General features: G+C 62.3%; 13 protein-coding genes and 1 tRNA gene. 5 read left to right on the plus strand and 9 right to left on the minus strand.

Features of this window, described 5'->3' with window-relative positions:
- On the plus strand, positions 1-546 hold a 546-nt coding region (locus ACFCU0_RS03395; protein ID WP_434972259.1), incomplete at its 5' end, for a sensor histidine kinase.
- A gap of 20 nt (positions 547-566) precedes the next feature.
- Here ACFCU0_RS03395 and ACFCU0_RS03400 read toward each other — a convergent pair.
- Positions 567-989, minus strand: a complete 423-nt coding sequence (locus ACFCU0_RS03400; RefSeq protein ID WP_434972260.1) for a hypothetical protein — start codon at positions 987-989, stop codon at positions 567-569.
- A gap of 203 nt (positions 990-1,192) precedes the next feature.
- On the minus strand, positions 1,193-1,399 hold the full coding sequence (locus ACFCU0_RS03405; RefSeq protein ID WP_434972261.1) for a hypothetical protein: 207 nt from the start codon (positions 1,397-1,399) through the stop codon (positions 1,193-1,195).
- A gap of 309 nt (positions 1,400-1,708) precedes the next feature.
- Here ACFCU0_RS03405 and ACFCU0_RS03410 point away from each other — a divergent pair, with 309 nt between their 5' ends.
- Complete coding sequence (locus ACFCU0_RS03410; protein WP_434972262.1) at positions 1,709-3,259, plus strand: SDR family oxidoreductase; 1,551 nt, start codon at positions 1,709-1,711, stop codon at positions 3,257-3,259.
- Between the two features lie 58 nt (positions 3,260-3,317).
- Here the strand turns inward: ACFCU0_RS03410 and lepB are convergent, their stop codons facing one another.
- The 4 genes from lepB to ACFCU0_RS03430 all read right to left on the minus strand — a co-directional run bounded on the left by lepB (position 3,318) and on the right by ACFCU0_RS03430 (position 8,958).
- The gene (gene lepB / locus ACFCU0_RS03415) at positions 3,318-4,382 is read right to left on the minus strand and encodes a signal peptidase I (protein ID WP_434972263.1); all 1,065 of its coding nucleotides are present in this window, start codon (positions 4,380-4,382) and stop codon (positions 3,318-3,320) included.
- Positions 4,383-4,531: 149 nt separating this feature from the next.
- Positions 4,532-5,806: an ATP-dependent Clp protease ATP-binding subunit ClpX gene (gene clpX / locus ACFCU0_RS03420; protein WP_434972264.1), complete on the minus strand. Its 1,275-nt coding sequence runs from the start codon at positions 5,804-5,806 to the stop codon at positions 4,532-4,534.
- A 250-nt stretch (positions 5,807-6,056) separates the two neighbouring features.
- Positions 6,057-8,204, minus strand: a complete 2,148-nt coding sequence (locus tag ACFCU0_RS03425; RefSeq protein WP_434972265.1) for a putative porin — start codon at positions 8,202-8,204, stop codon at positions 6,057-6,059.
- A 94-nt stretch (positions 8,205-8,298) separates the two neighbouring features.
- A complete protein-coding gene (locus ACFCU0_RS03430) occupies positions 8,299-8,958 on the minus strand; it encodes a deoxynucleoside kinase (protein WP_434972266.1) in 660 nt (219 codons plus the stop codon).
- Positions 8,959-9,203: 245 nt separating this feature from the next.
- On the opposite strand from ACFCU0_RS03430, the gene ACFCU0_RS03435 reads away from it, so the two are divergent.
- Complete coding sequence (locus ACFCU0_RS03435) at positions 9,204-9,608, plus strand: energy transducer TonB (RefSeq protein WP_434972267.1); 405 nt, start codon at positions 9,204-9,206, stop codon at positions 9,606-9,608.
- A 162-nt stretch (positions 9,609-9,770) separates the two neighbouring features.
- On the opposite strand, the gene ACFCU0_RS03440 is transcribed toward ACFCU0_RS03435, so the two are convergent.
- From ACFCU0_RS03440 to ACFCU0_RS03450, 3 genes are all read right to left on the minus strand, one after another.
- A complete protein-coding gene (locus tag ACFCU0_RS03440) occupies positions 9,771-10,346 on the minus strand; it encodes a CIA30 family protein (RefSeq protein ID WP_434972268.1) in 576 nt (191 codons plus the stop codon).
- The gene (locus ACFCU0_RS03445; protein ID WP_434972269.1) at positions 10,343-11,551 is read right to left on the minus strand and encodes an aminotransferase class V-fold PLP-dependent enzyme; all 1,209 of its coding nucleotides are present in this window, start codon (positions 11,549-11,551) and stop codon (positions 10,343-10,345) included. Before ACFCU0_RS03445 ends, ACFCU0_RS03440 begins: the two co-directional genes overlap by 4 nt.
- A 67-nt stretch (positions 11,552-11,618) precedes the next feature.
- On the minus strand, positions 11,619-12,653 hold the full coding sequence (locus ACFCU0_RS03450; protein WP_434972270.1) for an alpha/beta fold hydrolase: 1,035 nt from the start codon (positions 12,651-12,653) through the stop codon (positions 11,619-11,621).
- 256 nt (positions 12,654-12,909) lie between these two features.
- Between ACFCU0_RS03450 and ACFCU0_RS03455 the strand changes: the two genes are divergently transcribed.
- A tRNA-Arg gene (locus ACFCU0_RS03455) sits at positions 12,910-12,982 on the plus strand.
- 235 nt (positions 12,983-13,217) lie between these two features.
- Positions 13,218-14,271: deoxyribodipyrimidine photo-lyase (locus tag ACFCU0_RS03460; RefSeq protein WP_434972271.1), on the plus strand; the 1,054-nt coding region annotated here is incomplete at its 3' end.

Below are 14,271 nucleotides of genomic sequence, written 5' to 3' on the forward strand. Positions count from 1 at the left end.
GAGCGCGGAGATGACGACCTCACCGAGGAACTTGAGTCCCTCCGGCAACACATGCGCAACGGCCTTAACGGGCTGCGCAAGCACGTCCGTCAGCTATACCCGGTGAGCCTTGCGAATGACGGGCTGATTCCGGGCTTGCAGGAGCTCGCCTCCAACGCGGAGGCACTGTACGGGGTCACGTGCACCGTACGCGCCGATGCAGATGTGGATGTGACGTCCGCCGACATCGCCACGCAGCTCTACCGGATCACGCAGGAGGCCATCACAAACTCCGTTAAGCACGGGGGAGCGACCGTCATTGAAGTCGTCGTCCGTTCGACCGACGATCACCTACGGATGACGATCGAGAATAACGGCACGCACATTTCTCGCGATGCCATTCAGGATCCGGAAGGGATGGGGCTCCGGATCATGCGCCAGCGTGCCCGTGCGATTCAGGCCGGCTTTGCGATTCGCCCGTCCGATCGCGGCACCATTGTCGAGGTGTCGCTCAAGAACCGGCAGCTCGTGCGGGTGAACGGCCGGGACGCGGAGTCCACGTCGTGAGGTGCTGGCGGCCCTTGCGTCTACTTGCGAAGGCGTGAAATGAGATAGGCGATTAGAGCGGACGTTCCGCCTATAACGGCGAGCGTCGTTAGAGGGCGCGCCCGTGCTTCGGCTCGGATGGCTTTCACCGGGTGAAGTTCGATCTCGCCGACGTCGAGGAGCCGGGCAACGGCATTGGGCGTGGCACCGCTCCCGAGCCGCGCAATCGTCTCGCCTCGGTATCGAATCTCGACGGTGATTCCGGCTGTCCGCAGTGCCGTGTTAAATTGCTCCGTGCGCAGTCGGCGAACATCTCCGGACCAGGGGCCGGACCGCAGCAGGCGTTGACCGGCACGAATGGAGGGAAGATCGACGACCACAACTTCGCCGTCCCCCTGAATCTGTATGTCTTCGCCGTCGATGGCGAGCGTCAGGTCAGCGAGTACTTCGAGAGGGAGAGACATGGGTCGGTGAGTGCAGTGGACGGAGCGCTGGACGAGGAGGCGTTGATTGGCGGCTTCACGGGACAGTATACGGCACCGACGAAGCGGAGGGATCCGGCCGGCGGTCTACGACACAGAAACCCCGATACGGACGCAAATCGCGTCGCGAATCGGGGTTGCGCATGCCGTGCCGGGTCCTCCCCCGCGGCCATGGGTACAAACGGTTAGTTCCGCTTATCCGTCGTGCGGATCTTGAGGCTGCCATTCATTTTCCACTGGGCGTGGTCGGCGTCCGCACCGACCTTACTGGGCACGGAAAGCTCGAAGTCCTCAAATTCATACGTAATCTCGGCGCCGCGACCGGTCAACCGGTCGTACAGGCCAATTGCGAGTTCGGGCCAGGTTTCGGTACCTTCCTTCTTGTCTGCCATGAGATGGTGTCCGCTGTAATGAAAAGGACGGTCTAGATGCAGAAGAGGACGGTATCCGCCGAAGCCAAATGACAACGGCGCGCCCGTCACTTCGCGTGTCTTGCTTAACCTATGTATGGAAACGTGGTCCCTTTGTAGTGGGAGATTTTCGTAATCAGAACGTCCAGAACTGGTTACAACCGTCAACCCGCAACAGGATGGTGGCGTAGGAATGTACGTCGCTTATATTCAAGAAACGGGCAGATCTCTCGTCAAAGCGGCACCCACTGCCCGCGGCCCGACGGTTCATTGTACACATGATGCTACGTCATGTCCGATTCAAAGCCTGAACGTGTTCTGGTCAGCGGCGCAACCGGTTACGTCGGTGGTCGCCTCGTCCCCTGTCTTCTCCAGGAGGGGTACGACGTGCGCTGCTTCGTTCGGAGCGAGCGCCGCCTCCGCGCTCAACCCTGGGGGGACCGCGTCGACATCGCCGTGGGCGACGCCATGAACCCGGAGGACATTGAGGCTGCTATGGAGGGGATCGATGCTGCCTACTACCTTATCCACTCCCTCGGCACGGGCGACGACTTTGCCGAGCGAGACCGTATCCTGGCTACAAACTTTCGAAAAGCCGCACAGGCAAAGGGCGTAAATCGCCTCATCTACCTCGGCGGTATGCGTCCGAAGGGAGAGCAGCAGTCGGAGCACTTGCTCAGCCGGATGGAAACCGGCGATCACCTCCGCGACGGCCCCGTCCCTGTAACGGAATTTCGCGCGGCACAGATCGTCGGGTCTGGCTCCCTCTCGTTCGAACTGGTTCGGTATCTGACCGAGCGTATCCCGGTTCTGATTTGCCCCAAATGGGTCAGTACACCGACGCAACCGATCGCCATCCGCAATGTCCTCGAATACCTGATGGCGGCGCTGCGGACGCCGGATAGCGCAGGTCAAATCATCGAGATCGGCGGAGGGGACGTGCTGACGTACGGCGAGATGTTTCGCAAATACGCCGAGGTGCGGGGGCTCCAGCGCACGCTCGTCCCCGTCCCCTTTTTCACGCCAACGCTCTCGTCCCACTGGGTCGGGCTCGTGACTCCGATCGCCAACAGCATTGCCCGCCCCCTAATCGAAGGACTCGACAATGAGGTCGTCGTCGACGACCCGGACCACGCTCGAGGCCTCTTTCCGGACATCGAGCCTATCCCGTTCGAGGCCGCGCTGCGGCTGGCACTCCGGCGGGCGGAATCGGATGAGGTCCCGACGGTCTGGAACAGCGCCCGGTCTTCGTCGCCGCAAAAGAATGAGATGACGGCAGAACTGGAGACGACGGAAGGCTTGTTCAAGGAGACGCGCAGCGTAAACGTGGATGCGTCGGCTGAGACTGCCTTCGATGTGATCAAGGGTCTCGGAGGCGAATCCGGTTGGCTGTATGCCGATGTTCTCTGGCATATTCGCGGCTGGATCGACCAGGTTTCGGGCGGTGTGGGATTCCGTCGGGGGCGCCGGAACCCCACCGATCTGCGCGTGGGGGATGCCGTCGACTTCTGGCGCGTCGAAGCGCTGGAGGAGGACGAGCCGACCCGTATGCTACGGTTGCGCGCAGAAATGCAGTTGCCGGGACGGGCGTGGCTGCAGTTCGAGGTCGAAGCTCTGTCGGATCAACGCTGCCGCGTGTCGCAACTCGTTTTTTTCGAGCCGAAAGGACTCGCCGGAACGATTTACTGGAATCTGATCGCTCTTCCGCACCGGGTCGTCTACGCCGGGATGATGCGCGCTCTTAAGGAGCGTATCGAAGAGCGATCGCGCAACCGCAGGGAGCCCGCCGATAGCACGCCGGCTCCCAGGGCGGTCGAAGACGCGGAGCCGTCCCGGACCTGACGGAGCGACGGACGTCCGCGCACTCATCGATCCACCATGATCTGTCGCTTCCGGTAGCTCAGCGGAGGGGACCAAAGCGGTCAGGCCGCATCGCCTCCTGCTCCGGATCCCAGGAGAAGAAGGTCCAGACCGCTTTGCCGATCATGTGGTCTTCGGGCACGAAGCCCCAGAAGCGGCTGTCGAACGAATTGTCGCGGTTGTCGCCGAGCGTAAAGTAGTAGTCGCGTTCGATCGTATATCGCTGCGTTGGGGTGCCGTTGATGTGGACCGTGCCGTCGCGAACCGTGACCTCGCGGCCCTCATGACGTTCGATCAAATCGCGATACATTGGCAGTGTCCGCGGCGATAGCCAGATCTCGTCACCAGCTTTCGGGATCCGCATGGGCCGAAAGCGGTCGGTCGTATTGCCGGAGCCCTCGGGGAAGAGGGAGACGGACGCGCGCCGCTCCTGCGCCACGACCGAGGGGTGGACGGATTCCACCTCCGGCAGATCGGCAATTCGCGCGGCCACGTCCCGAGTCGCGCTGACCTCGAACGAACCCGAGCGATGCGTACCGTAGGCGGTACCGGCGCCGAGGGAGCGCAACTCGTCCGGCGACACCCACAACTGAGTCCCCGCCATCTCAACGCGCCATCGTTGCTGCGCCGTTGCGGGGAGCGACTCCGCCATGCCGTTCACGTAGACCTGCTTGTCGCGAATGGAGAGGGTGTCGCCGGGAAGGGCCACGATTCGCTTCAGGTAGGGCGTCCGCTGGTCGATCGGCCCGCTCTCCGTCGGCAGATTAAAAACGACAACGTCCCCGCGATTGGGGGCGGTGAACCCGGGGAGCCGAACGGAGGGAAAATGAAGATCGGCGATCGGTCCCGTGAACGGAAGCCGCACGGTCATCGGCGTCCGCGGGCCGTAATGCAGCTTGGAGACGAGGATGTAGTCCCCCGGGATGACCGTTCGGGCCATCGAGGGCGTTGGCACAACGAAGGGGCGCGCCACGAACAGGTTGAGGCCGATGGCGATAGCCAGCGCGTACAACAGCGCCGTTCTCCAGACGCGGAGCGTGGACGCGGTTGAGCCATCGAGAGAAACCGTAGAGCTCGACGTGTCGGGCGACATCAATGATTTCATGCGACAGCACACGACGGACGGAGGACGTACAGGTCGTTTCCGGAACCACTGTACCTCATGAGGCAAAAATCGATCCCGCCTTTCATCGGCATGTTACGACCCGGCCTCGGAGGCTGGAACGCACCACGCCGCGAGACTCATTCCCCACGTCACGCGCTGGCCTTGCGTTCGTCGTACATCGGTCCCGACCCTTCCCGGATGGTGCTTTCCGTAATGCGTACGGCGCCGACCCCCTGCATACGATGCACTTCGAACATTACATCCAGCATTATTCCTTCCATCACCGAGCGTAGACCGCGGGCCCCCGTACCGAGACCGCGCGCCTGTTCGACGACGGCCTGCAACGCCTCCGGTTCAAAGCTGAGGTCGATGCCGTCCATCGCGAACAGCTTCTGGTATTGCTTGATCAGCGCATTCTTCGGCTCGGTCAGGATACGCTTCATTTCCTCATCGGTGAGCGTACTCAGCGAGGTCGTCACCGGCAATCGACCGACCAGCTCCGGGATCAGGCCGAAACGTAGCAGATCATCGGGCTCCACGTGGCCGAAGATCGCGGGGTCGTCCTTGTCCAGGCGCCGGTCGTCGGTTCGATCCGACCGAAACCCGAGGGTGGACTTAGACAGCCGGCGCTGCACGATTTCTCCAAGCCCGTCGAACGCGCCTCCACAAATGAACAGGATGTTGCGGGTGTCCACACTGACGAGGCTCTGCTCCGGGTGCTTGCGGCCCCCCTTCGGCGGAACGCCCGCTTCGGTCCCCTCCAGAAGCTTGAGGAGGGCCTGCTGAACGCCCTCGCCGGATACATCCCGTGTGATCGAAGCGTTCTCCGACTTTCGGGCAATCTTGTCGATCTCGTCGATGTAAATGATGCCTCGCTGCGCTTCGGTGACGTCGAAGTCGCACGATCGGAGAAGATTCGACAGGATGCTTTCCACGTCCTCCCCGACGTATCCCGCTTCCGTCAGCGCCGTCGCATCAGAGATGGAGAAGGGGACATCCAGAATACGCGCCAGCGTCCGAGCCAGCAGGGTTTTGCCCGTTCCCGTCGGGCCGATCAGCAAGATGTTCGACTTTTCGAGCTCGACGTCCTTGTAGTCGTGGACGTACTGGTCGGCGTCGATCCGCTTGAAATGATTGTAGACCGCCACGGACATGGCCTTCTTGGCGGCGTCCTGACCGATCACGTATTCGTCGAGAGCGGCCTTGATCTCGTGCGGTGCCATCGGGGTCGTCCGGACGGCATCGCCTGTCGGACCCGCGCGGTACGTCCCTCCCCCTTCCCCCTTCACGATGCCGGACGCCTCGTGAATGCAGCGATCGCAAATGTAAACGTCCGGTCCGGCGACCATCGAGTTGGCTTCCTGCGCTGATGATCCGCAAAACGAACAGCGAATCACGTTATCGCCGGAACGACGGTTGCTCATAGTGTGCAGTGGGTCGGGAGGAACAGGACGAGAGACGTGCCGAATTCATGTCGGCCCGGGAAGCGGTTCCACCGGACCGAAGCCCGGCAACCGCCGGCGTGCGCGTCGTCATGGTTGTCATGAAAGCAGGCCGTCGGACGCATGTTTACAATTCTGTAAGCTACACAGTCCGCCCCGGATCCGCAAGCCCGCAAAGGGGCCGTCGTTTCACGTTCCGGGTGGGCGGCAGGGCGGGAGTAGGCACTGTCGATCAATCGAAAATGGCCCAGTAGACGCCGAAGCGAAATTGCTGATCCGGCAGCGGATACGTCGGCACAATCAGCGATCCAATGTCGACCCCGGTACCGCCCAGGGCGTTCTCGAAGGTAAAGAAGAGCGTCGCCCCGTACAGGTCGATATCAACGTGCACGTCGACCACACCGTCCGGACCGATCAGTGGCGACGTCACCGGACGGGCGGTCAACGACGGTTCCGGGGCGTTCAGCGGTGGGACGACAAGTCGCCCGGTTGGGGTGTGGAGGAGACGGCTGCTCATCTCGGACCAGCCTTGCCCCTCGACGCGGGCATCGAAGATAAGATCCTGGAAGAGCAGGAAGCGGGCGCCGACGACGCCCCGGGCATGCGCTGAGGGGAGTGTCCGGGACGACCGCGCGTGCAGCAGGGATGCGTCCGGGTTTAGGAACTCGTGGGCCGTCCCCGTGACCCGTGCGTAGAGGCCGCGCTCCGCCCGCGTTCGCCAGCTGAGATCCAGCACGACACCGGCCTGGCGAAAAGGCGTGTCTGCCGCCTGAACGGTGACCGTGTCCGACAGCGCCGTCGGGGGCGTTCCATCGTTGGCGGTCGCGTACAGATCGACCGGGTGGGTTTGTTGGTGAGCGTAGCCGGTCACGCCAACGTCGATCGGCCCCAGCCTGCGCCGGACGCCGGCTTCCAGGAGGAGGGTTCGGGGTGCCGGCGCGTTGTCGACCGGCGCGACGAAGCCCTCGAAGCCGGTCGTCTCCATCCATGCGTACCGGCGCCCGGTTAATCGAGCCGCCGCGAAGACGCCCGTTGAGGCCACGCGCGTTTCGGCTCGAACGGAGGCCGACGGGTAGAAGGGCTGCGTTTCCGTCGCGTGCGCTCCGACGTCCAGGATCCACTCAATCCCCGCGGCTCGGACGGAGTCCCGGAGGGTCACGTGTACCTCCCCACGCCGTCCGCCGGTCGGCAGAGCCGTGCCCCGAGAGCGCGACTGGACACGAGCGCGACCGGTCAGGCTCAGCCGATGAACTCCGAGGAGGAGCGGCTGCGTGATCGACCCGTGCAATGCATTCGATTTTACGACCCAGTTGGTGTCGGCGGCGGCTCCCTCTCCTCCATACGCCGTGGTAAAGTCGAACGTGTCCGACGTCCACGTCATCGCCGCCTGCGCCGGCGGGAGGCCGGGGACCATCGGGCCGCGGACGCGGAAGGTCAGGTCGTTGCGAACCGTCTGACGGAAGGCACGGGCGTAACGCGGCTGACCGATCGGTCGCAGGTAAACCGTTCCGAAGATACCTCGGGAGGGCGGGATTCCTCCGTGGGCAGCGACGCGGTGCCGAATTGCGTAATTACTGAGTCCGAACGCCCAGTCGCCGGTGCGGTAGCGGATCCGTCCGAGAAACCCGCGATAAAGATCGAACTCCGTGCCCGGTCCGTACTCTCCGGATGCCGTCGCGCCGCCGTACCCGAACTCGATGTCCAGCACCCCGGGCGGGCCAAACAGGTCGAACTGGCGTTTCTGCGTGTGCAGGACGTCCACCCGCGAGAAACCATTGCTGTCTCGCCGGTACCGGATCTGCGTCAGAGGTTCGACCCCACCGTAATTCTGTCCGTCGGCATACACACCCACCGGACCTCCTCCGAGGTCAACGCCCGTGCGGAGCGGTTCGATGAGGGCCAGCGGGATAAGGTCGTACCGGGGACGTCCGCTCACCGGGTCGTGGAAGCGGCGCCCTTCAAACCAGAACGACGCGTCCCCGGGCGGTAGACCGAGCAGGCTCACGCTGTGCGGCCACCCCTCCGGCCCGATGTCGTATAGGAAAGCGCCGTCCGCTCGCTGCAAGAGGTTGGGGATGTCCGTTTCCGGCAACCGCGCCGAGAGTGTATCTACGACACTCCGCCCGGGGGACGTCCGCACAAAGGCGAGAGGATCGAAGGGGCCGGATCGCGCGGCAGACCGGGTCCCGGTGGTGTCGATCGCGACGGTGTCCGCGCGTTCTGGGTCCGCGCGTTCGGGAGCGCGAGCCGTATCCGCGGGCGCCGCGGGCGCAGCCATTGAATCGCGCGGCGTACGCGTTGTGTCGGTGTCCTGACCGGCCGCGGAGGACGCGAACATGCTGATGCCCGCGACGCACGCGAGTAGAGCGAGTGCAGTCACCGCGCTGGGGGAAAAGGTCATAGCCACCGAACGGAGCAAGGCCGGATCGCGAAATAAGGAAACGAATGCACCAGCCGGCGCGAACGAGGTCGCGTCACTCGTCCGGGAACAGGCCGAAAAGCCGGCTCTCGATTCGGTTGAGCACGTCCCGTCGATCGGCGTCGTTATTCACAAAATCGAGCTCGTCCACGTCGATGATCATCTTCGGACCCAGGTCGTAGTTCGAGATCCACTCCTCGTAGTGGCCCTGCAGCCGTTCCAGATAATCGATGCGGATGGTCGATTCGTAGTCGCGTCCTCGGCTCTGAATGTGGTTGACCAGCGTCGGGACCGAGGCTTTCAGATAGACGAGCAGCGTCGGCGGTTTCAGATACGACGTCATGATCGAAAAGAGCTCCACGTAATTCTCGTAGTCCCGCGGACTCATTAGGTCCATCTGGTGGAGATTACGGGCAAAGATCTCCGCATCCTCGTAAATCGACCGATCCTGCACTACCGACCCCTCCATGTCTTCGATGCGCTGCTGATGCTTGAAGCGACTCGACAGAAAGAACACCTGCAGGTTGAAGGACCAACGCCGCATGTCATTGTAGAAATCCGTGAGATACGGGTTGTCGTCCACCCGCTCGAAGTACGCCTCCCAGCCAAAGTACTCGCTAAGGATTTCGGTCAGAGAGCTCTTGCCGGCACCGATGTTTCCGGCAATAGCAACATACTTCTTCTTCCGCTCGGTGGAGTCGAACAGATCGGACATGCGAAGGGGGAGCGAATGCGGGGGCGTCGAAGGCGGGATGGATCCCGCAGCGGTACCGTAACCTATCGACTACTCACCGGATCCGGTAGCGACGCCGTAAGAATTATGATTCAAGCCGAGCACGCGGCGTCCGGTTGTCACTCGAAGTAACGCTTATTTAATGGGAACCCTACCTAGATCAAGTGGCGTACGAATGCTCCGCTATCTATACAAAAACAGAATTTAATATGATGTATGTTTGTAGGGTGTCCTTCTGCAGGGGGTGGCGCCTGCTGGGTGTTGTGTTTCTGCTATTCCTTGCGGATCTGGACGCCGCAACGGGACAGTCGACGCCGACGCCCGCGATGGATACCGTCGTCGTTGCGGATGAGGCGCCGAAGCTCGTCGGCGGCATGCGGGCCCTCATGAACGAAGTGCGGTACCCGAGGGCTGCCAAGCGTCGGGGCATCGAAGGCCGCGTCTTCGTGCAGTTCGTCGTCACCACGGAGGGAAAACCGGTAAACGTTGAAGTCGTCAGAGGTGCGCACCGTCACCTCGACCGTGCGGCCGTTGACGCGATAAAAAGGGTGACTTTCGAACCCGGAATTTTGAACGGTGAGCCGACGAACGTGGTGATGTCGCTGCCCGTCACGTTTCAGCTTGGCCGATGATAGCAGTGGCCTTTACCTTGCGTCTGTCCATCCACCACCGTCTTGCCATCGTGCCACGATGACCGCTTCGAGCGCAGGGCAATCTGGTTCAGATGCACTGGTTCAGATGCAGGCGGACGCGAGTGGTGTTCAAGTCATAGCATCCGGCCTGGTCTCGTCTCCCTACGTTCTGGAGTCGTACCCGGATTCGTTTCTACGAGCGCCTCCGGCGGTAACACGTCGAATGTCGAGTCGAAACGGTCCTGCCTGTTTGTCTCCGATCAGAATGCCGAACGTCCGGAGGGACGCGGGGTCGAAGGCCGGTGCGGAGGGGAGATGCCGGCCCCGGCGGAAGGGTTTAAGATTTGCGAACGGGAGAAAGATGGTCTGCCAGTCGGCCGCCGGTGTAAAGGGGACGCGATAGCTGATCGCACCGCCGGTGTGGGTGTATGCCGTCCACTTGTACGTTTTCCCGTCGCCACGTACCGTGACGTGGAAGCCGTCGGCTGCCGATACGTCAATCCGCTGCTCGGGAGCTCGGACGGATGCAAACCCGCCGCCGTGCTCGAGCGATACCTCCCCGGAAAACTTCGCCGCCGTATCCAGGCGAGAGACCGAGCTTGTCGACACGCCGCCCATCACCGTGTCGTTCACGATGCGCCAGGCCGAGATGTCCTGCGCCGGGCGGTCGGCGTCAAGGTTGTTTAGTCTGGCCTCGGCGTCGAACAAGATGACGTCGGACGTCTCCTCGTGGGTCATGACCGGTCGCGGAGAATGGCGTGAAGATGATCGATGAAAGCGTCGATCTCGTCGTAGGTGTTGTAATAGTGCACGGATGCCCGCACGAGGGTCGGAAGGTTTCGGGCGGTCGCATCGAGCAAGGTCGACGGGGAGGAGGAGACCGATACGTTGACGTCCCGAGCTCGCAACTGGGCCTTGATGGTCTCCGCGTCCAGCTGCTCTGAGGAAAACGTTGTGATGCCACACCGCTCGACTCCCGCGTCGTGAACGGTGACGCCGTCCACCTCTGATAAACGCCGTCGAAGGGACGATGATAGCTCCTGCAGACGAGTGTAAATCACCTCCAGGCCCAGGTCCAGGGCGTACTGAACGGCAACGCCGAGTCCCACCATCCCGCCGACGTACGTTTCGAAGGTTTCGAACCGGGTCGCATCCGGTCGGATTTCGTAGCTGTCCGGTCCGGTCCAGGTGGCCGCATGCAGGTCAAGAAGTGGCGGGGTAATGCGTTCGATCCATGCGTCGTCCACGTACAGGAAGCCGGTGCCCCGCGGCCCGCGAAGATATTTTCGACCGGTCGCCGACAGCATCGTGCATCCGATGTGATTCACGTCCAGCGGCATCTGGCCCGCCGACTGGCATGCATCCAGCAAGTACGGCACCTCCCACCGGCGGGCAACGGCTCCGACCTCCGCGGCGGGATTTACCAGGCCACCGTTTGTCGGGACGTGCGTGAGTGCGATCATAGCCACGCGTTCGTCCATCATGGCCTCCAGGCCTTCAACGTCCACGGAACCGCTCTCGGTCGAGGGGATGACGTCGATGGTGGCCCCCGATTGTTCGGCAATCTGCAGGGCGGCGATGTAATTGCTCGCGTAGGCAGACCGGGATATCAGAATCCGGTCGTCGGCCTCGAACGGGAAGCCGTAGAATGCCATGTCCCACGCCCGGGTCGCGTTCTGCATCAGGGCAATCTCGTCGGTTTCGCAGTCGAGCATGGTTGCGATCGCGCGATACGTGTGCTGCAGCTGCCCTTCGGCTTCGTCCTTTGCCTCATACCCGCCGATTTCCGATTCCCGGCGGATATGCCGGACCTGCGCGTCGACCACGGCCTTCGGGGGGAGGGCGGCTCCGGCGTTGTTGAAGTGGAGGACGTGACCCGTTCCGGGCGTGTCCGCTCGGAGATTTGCGATCTCGGATTCGGAAAGGCGCGACGGGTCGATCATAGGCAAGAGGAATGCAGCGGGGCGTGGACGGTACGGGAGCGATCGGGCCGGGTGGAGCCAGACGGGACTACGGCGAAAGGAAGGCGTCGATGGCTGCGAGCGTTTCTGCCCGGGCAGCGCCTGATTCCCAGTGTGGGAGGAGACCGCCGGGGAGGTTTCGGTGCGAGAGATCACGGCTGTTGCTCTGGAGCACGTCTGGGAGGCGTTCGAAGGTCTGGACCGTGCTTGCCGGGTCGGCCGGTGTGAGAAGTAGCGTCGGCGCGTAGAGGCGGACGTACACGTCGGCGGCGACGTTGTCAAGGAACAGCGAACCGTCCACGAAGCGGCGCGGCGCATGATGGGCGCCCCTCGCATGACTGGTCACGTGCGCGTAATCAACCAGGGCATCGGGCACATCGCGCTTCCGGACGAAGACCTGCCGCTCGTAGAAATCACGGAGTGAGCCGGTCCGCGTCAGCCGGTAGAAAAGAAGCTCGAACAGCCCGGTTTTATCTGCAGCTCTGATCATCGCTTGAGCGATGGGGGCCGGCCCGCGGCGGCGGCCGAGGCCGGTCGGGTTGAGCAGGACCAGCCGGCGCACCCGGGGAGATGCCTGCAGTGCGACTGATGCTGCATATTCACAGCCGAGCGACAGTGCCACGATATCCGCCCGGTCTCCCACGACATCTCGAAGAAAGGTGTAGAGGTGTGAGCGGTAGAGATCCGGACGATAGTCGATGCCGGGCCGGTCGGAGCGACCGAAGCCGAGCCAGTCCATCGCGTAGAGCGGCCGATCTGTTGCACGCGCCCAGTGGTCGAAGATCGGCTCGATTTCGAACGGCGACGCCGCCGCGTTGAAGCTGTGTACGAATACGAGAGGCGTGCCGCGACCGGGACGGTGATAGTAATTGACATTCCCGCCGGGCAATCCGACGGTTCGCGTTTCGGCAGAAAGAGCTTTTGGGAGCGTGCTCGCGGCCGGAAGTTGACCCCGGATGAGCCGCTGGAGACCGGTCACGGCGGCATAGGTGCCGGCGGCAGCACCGACCGTCCAGGCAAGACGAGACCACGAGTGCCCGTCACGAGACGACGGGTTGGAGACGGGAGATGACGGATCGGACATGGCAGGAGGGACGTGGGAACGAAAGGAAACCCGGGACACTGAATGAACCGAACGAGCGGTGGATCCCGCCGCGTGGGGGCCTCCGACCGGATCATCGGGTTCCTGGTTCTGCGCGTTGGAAAAACGAAGCAGGTATTGGTCCCCAGAGCATCGATCGGGATTACCGGAAACCGACGGCTCGGGCGTTCGTTTTTCGCATCTACGTGGTGGCTGGGAGTCTGGCTTCTCCCGGGTGCCGCTGTTCATTTCTATCATTGCCCTCGTAGTTCAACGGGATAGAACGATGGCCTCCTAAGCCGTAAATCCTGGTTCGAGTCCAGGCGAGGGTACGAGCGAGGATCGATATGCGGAGTGCGAATTGCGAAGTGCGAATTGCGGAGTGCGAATTTTGAATTGCAAATTGTGAATGGTGAAGGACAACGTGCAGAGGGTGAAGCGGGGGTGAGATGCGATGCGGGAATGAAACGATGCCGTAGGGCTTACGCGGAGGGCGGCACCTGGTTGGATTTCGTGACGTTTGTAGCGGCGCTGTCATAGATCGTCCTCCACCATATAGTCTTCCTCATGGTCGCGTTCACATCCGACATTCAGAACGAACGCATCCAGGTTCTCAACGACACCCCGGTCAATGAGGGCGGGGAGTACGTATTATACTGGATGCAGCAGTCGCAGCGACCGGAGGACAACCCGGCGCTTGAACGCGCGGCGCAACTTGCCAACGACCACGACCGGCCGTTGCTGGTCGTCTTCGGACTGATGGACGACTACCCGGAGGCCAATCTCCGGCATTACACATTCATGCTCGAAGGCCTCCAGCAAACGCAGCGAATTCTCGCGGAGGAGCGCAATATTAAGATGGTCGTCGCCCACGGCTCGCCGGATGAGGTGGCGTTACGGCATGCGGATCGCGCGGTCGTATTGGTGACCGACCGCGGGTACCTTCGTCACCAGCGAACATGGAGGGAGACGGTTGCCTCCGAGGCGCCGTGTCGCGTCGATCAGGTGGAAGGTGACGTGATCGTACCGGTTGAACTGGCATCTGACAAGAGCGAGTACGCCGCCCGCACCATTCGCCCGAAGTTGTGGGAGCACGCGGAGGCCTTTTTCGTCGATCTGGAGCCGACTCCGGTCGAACACTTCTCCCTGGATCTGGACGTCGACAACGGTCTGGACCTGTCGAATGTCGACGCAGTAACCGATCGACTCGACCTCGATCGGAGCATAGGCGCGGTCTCCAACCTGTATCGGGGCGGTCCTCGCCATGCGAAAGATGTTATCCGCACCTTCATCGCGAAGGAGTTCAGCGATTATGATGACAAACGCAATCGACCGGAGACGTCTGCCGTGTCATACGCTAGCATGTTCCTCCACTTCGGACAGGTGTCGCCGGTCTGGATTGCAAATCGGATTCGAGAATCCGATGCACCGGAGTCCGAGATCGATTCCTACATCGAGGAGTTGATGGTCCGACGGGAGATCACGATGAACTTTTGCTACTACAATCGCGACAGCTACGACACGCTCGACCCGCTGCCTGACTGGGCCGCCACGACACTCGAAGAGCATGCGGATGACGAGCGCGAGTACCTCTACAGCCTCGACGAGTTACGGGGGGGCC

Source organism: Longibacter sp. (genome assembly GCF_051155795.1).
In the GTDB taxonomy this organism is placed as follows: domain Bacteria; phylum Bacteroidota; class Rhodothermia; order Rhodothermales; family Salinibacteraceae; genus Longibacter.

Excerpts from the sequence above, each read along its gene's own strand:
- ACFCU0_RS03405 (WP_434972261.1), bottom strand. The coding sequence starts at position 1,399 with ATGGCAGACAAGAAGGAAGGTACCGAAACCTGGCCCGAACTCGCAATT.
- clpX (WP_434972264.1), bottom strand. The coding sequence starts at position 5,806 with ATGAGCAACCGTCGTTCCGGCGATAACGTGATTCGCTGTTCGTTTTGC.
- ACFCU0_RS03450 (WP_434972270.1), bottom strand. The coding sequence starts at position 12,653 with ATGTCCGATCCGTCATCTCCCGTCTCCAACCCGTCGTCTCGTGACGGG.
- ACFCU0_RS03410 (WP_434972262.1), top strand. The coding sequence starts at position 1,709 with ATGTCCGATTCAAAGCCTGAACGTGTTCTGGTCAGCGGCGCAACCGGT.
- ACFCU0_RS03445 (WP_434972269.1), bottom strand. The coding sequence starts at position 11,551 with ATGATCGACCCGTCGCGCCTTTCCGAATCCGAGATCGCAAATCTCCGA.
- ACFCU0_RS03440 (WP_434972268.1), bottom strand. The coding sequence starts at position 10,346 with ATGACCCACGAGGAGACGTCCGACGTCATCTTGTTCGACGCCGAGGCC.
- ACFCU0_RS03400 (WP_434972260.1), bottom strand. The coding sequence starts at position 989 with ATGTCTCTCCCTCTCGAAGTACTCGCTGACCTGACGCTCGCCATCGAC.
- ACFCU0_RS03430 (WP_434972266.1), bottom strand. The coding sequence starts at position 8,958 with ATGTCCGATCTGTTCGACTCCACCGAGCGGAAGAAGAAGTATGTTGCT.
- lepB (WP_434972263.1), bottom strand. The coding sequence starts at position 4,382 with ATGAAATCATTGATGTCGCCCGACACGTCGAGCTCTACGGTTTCTCTC.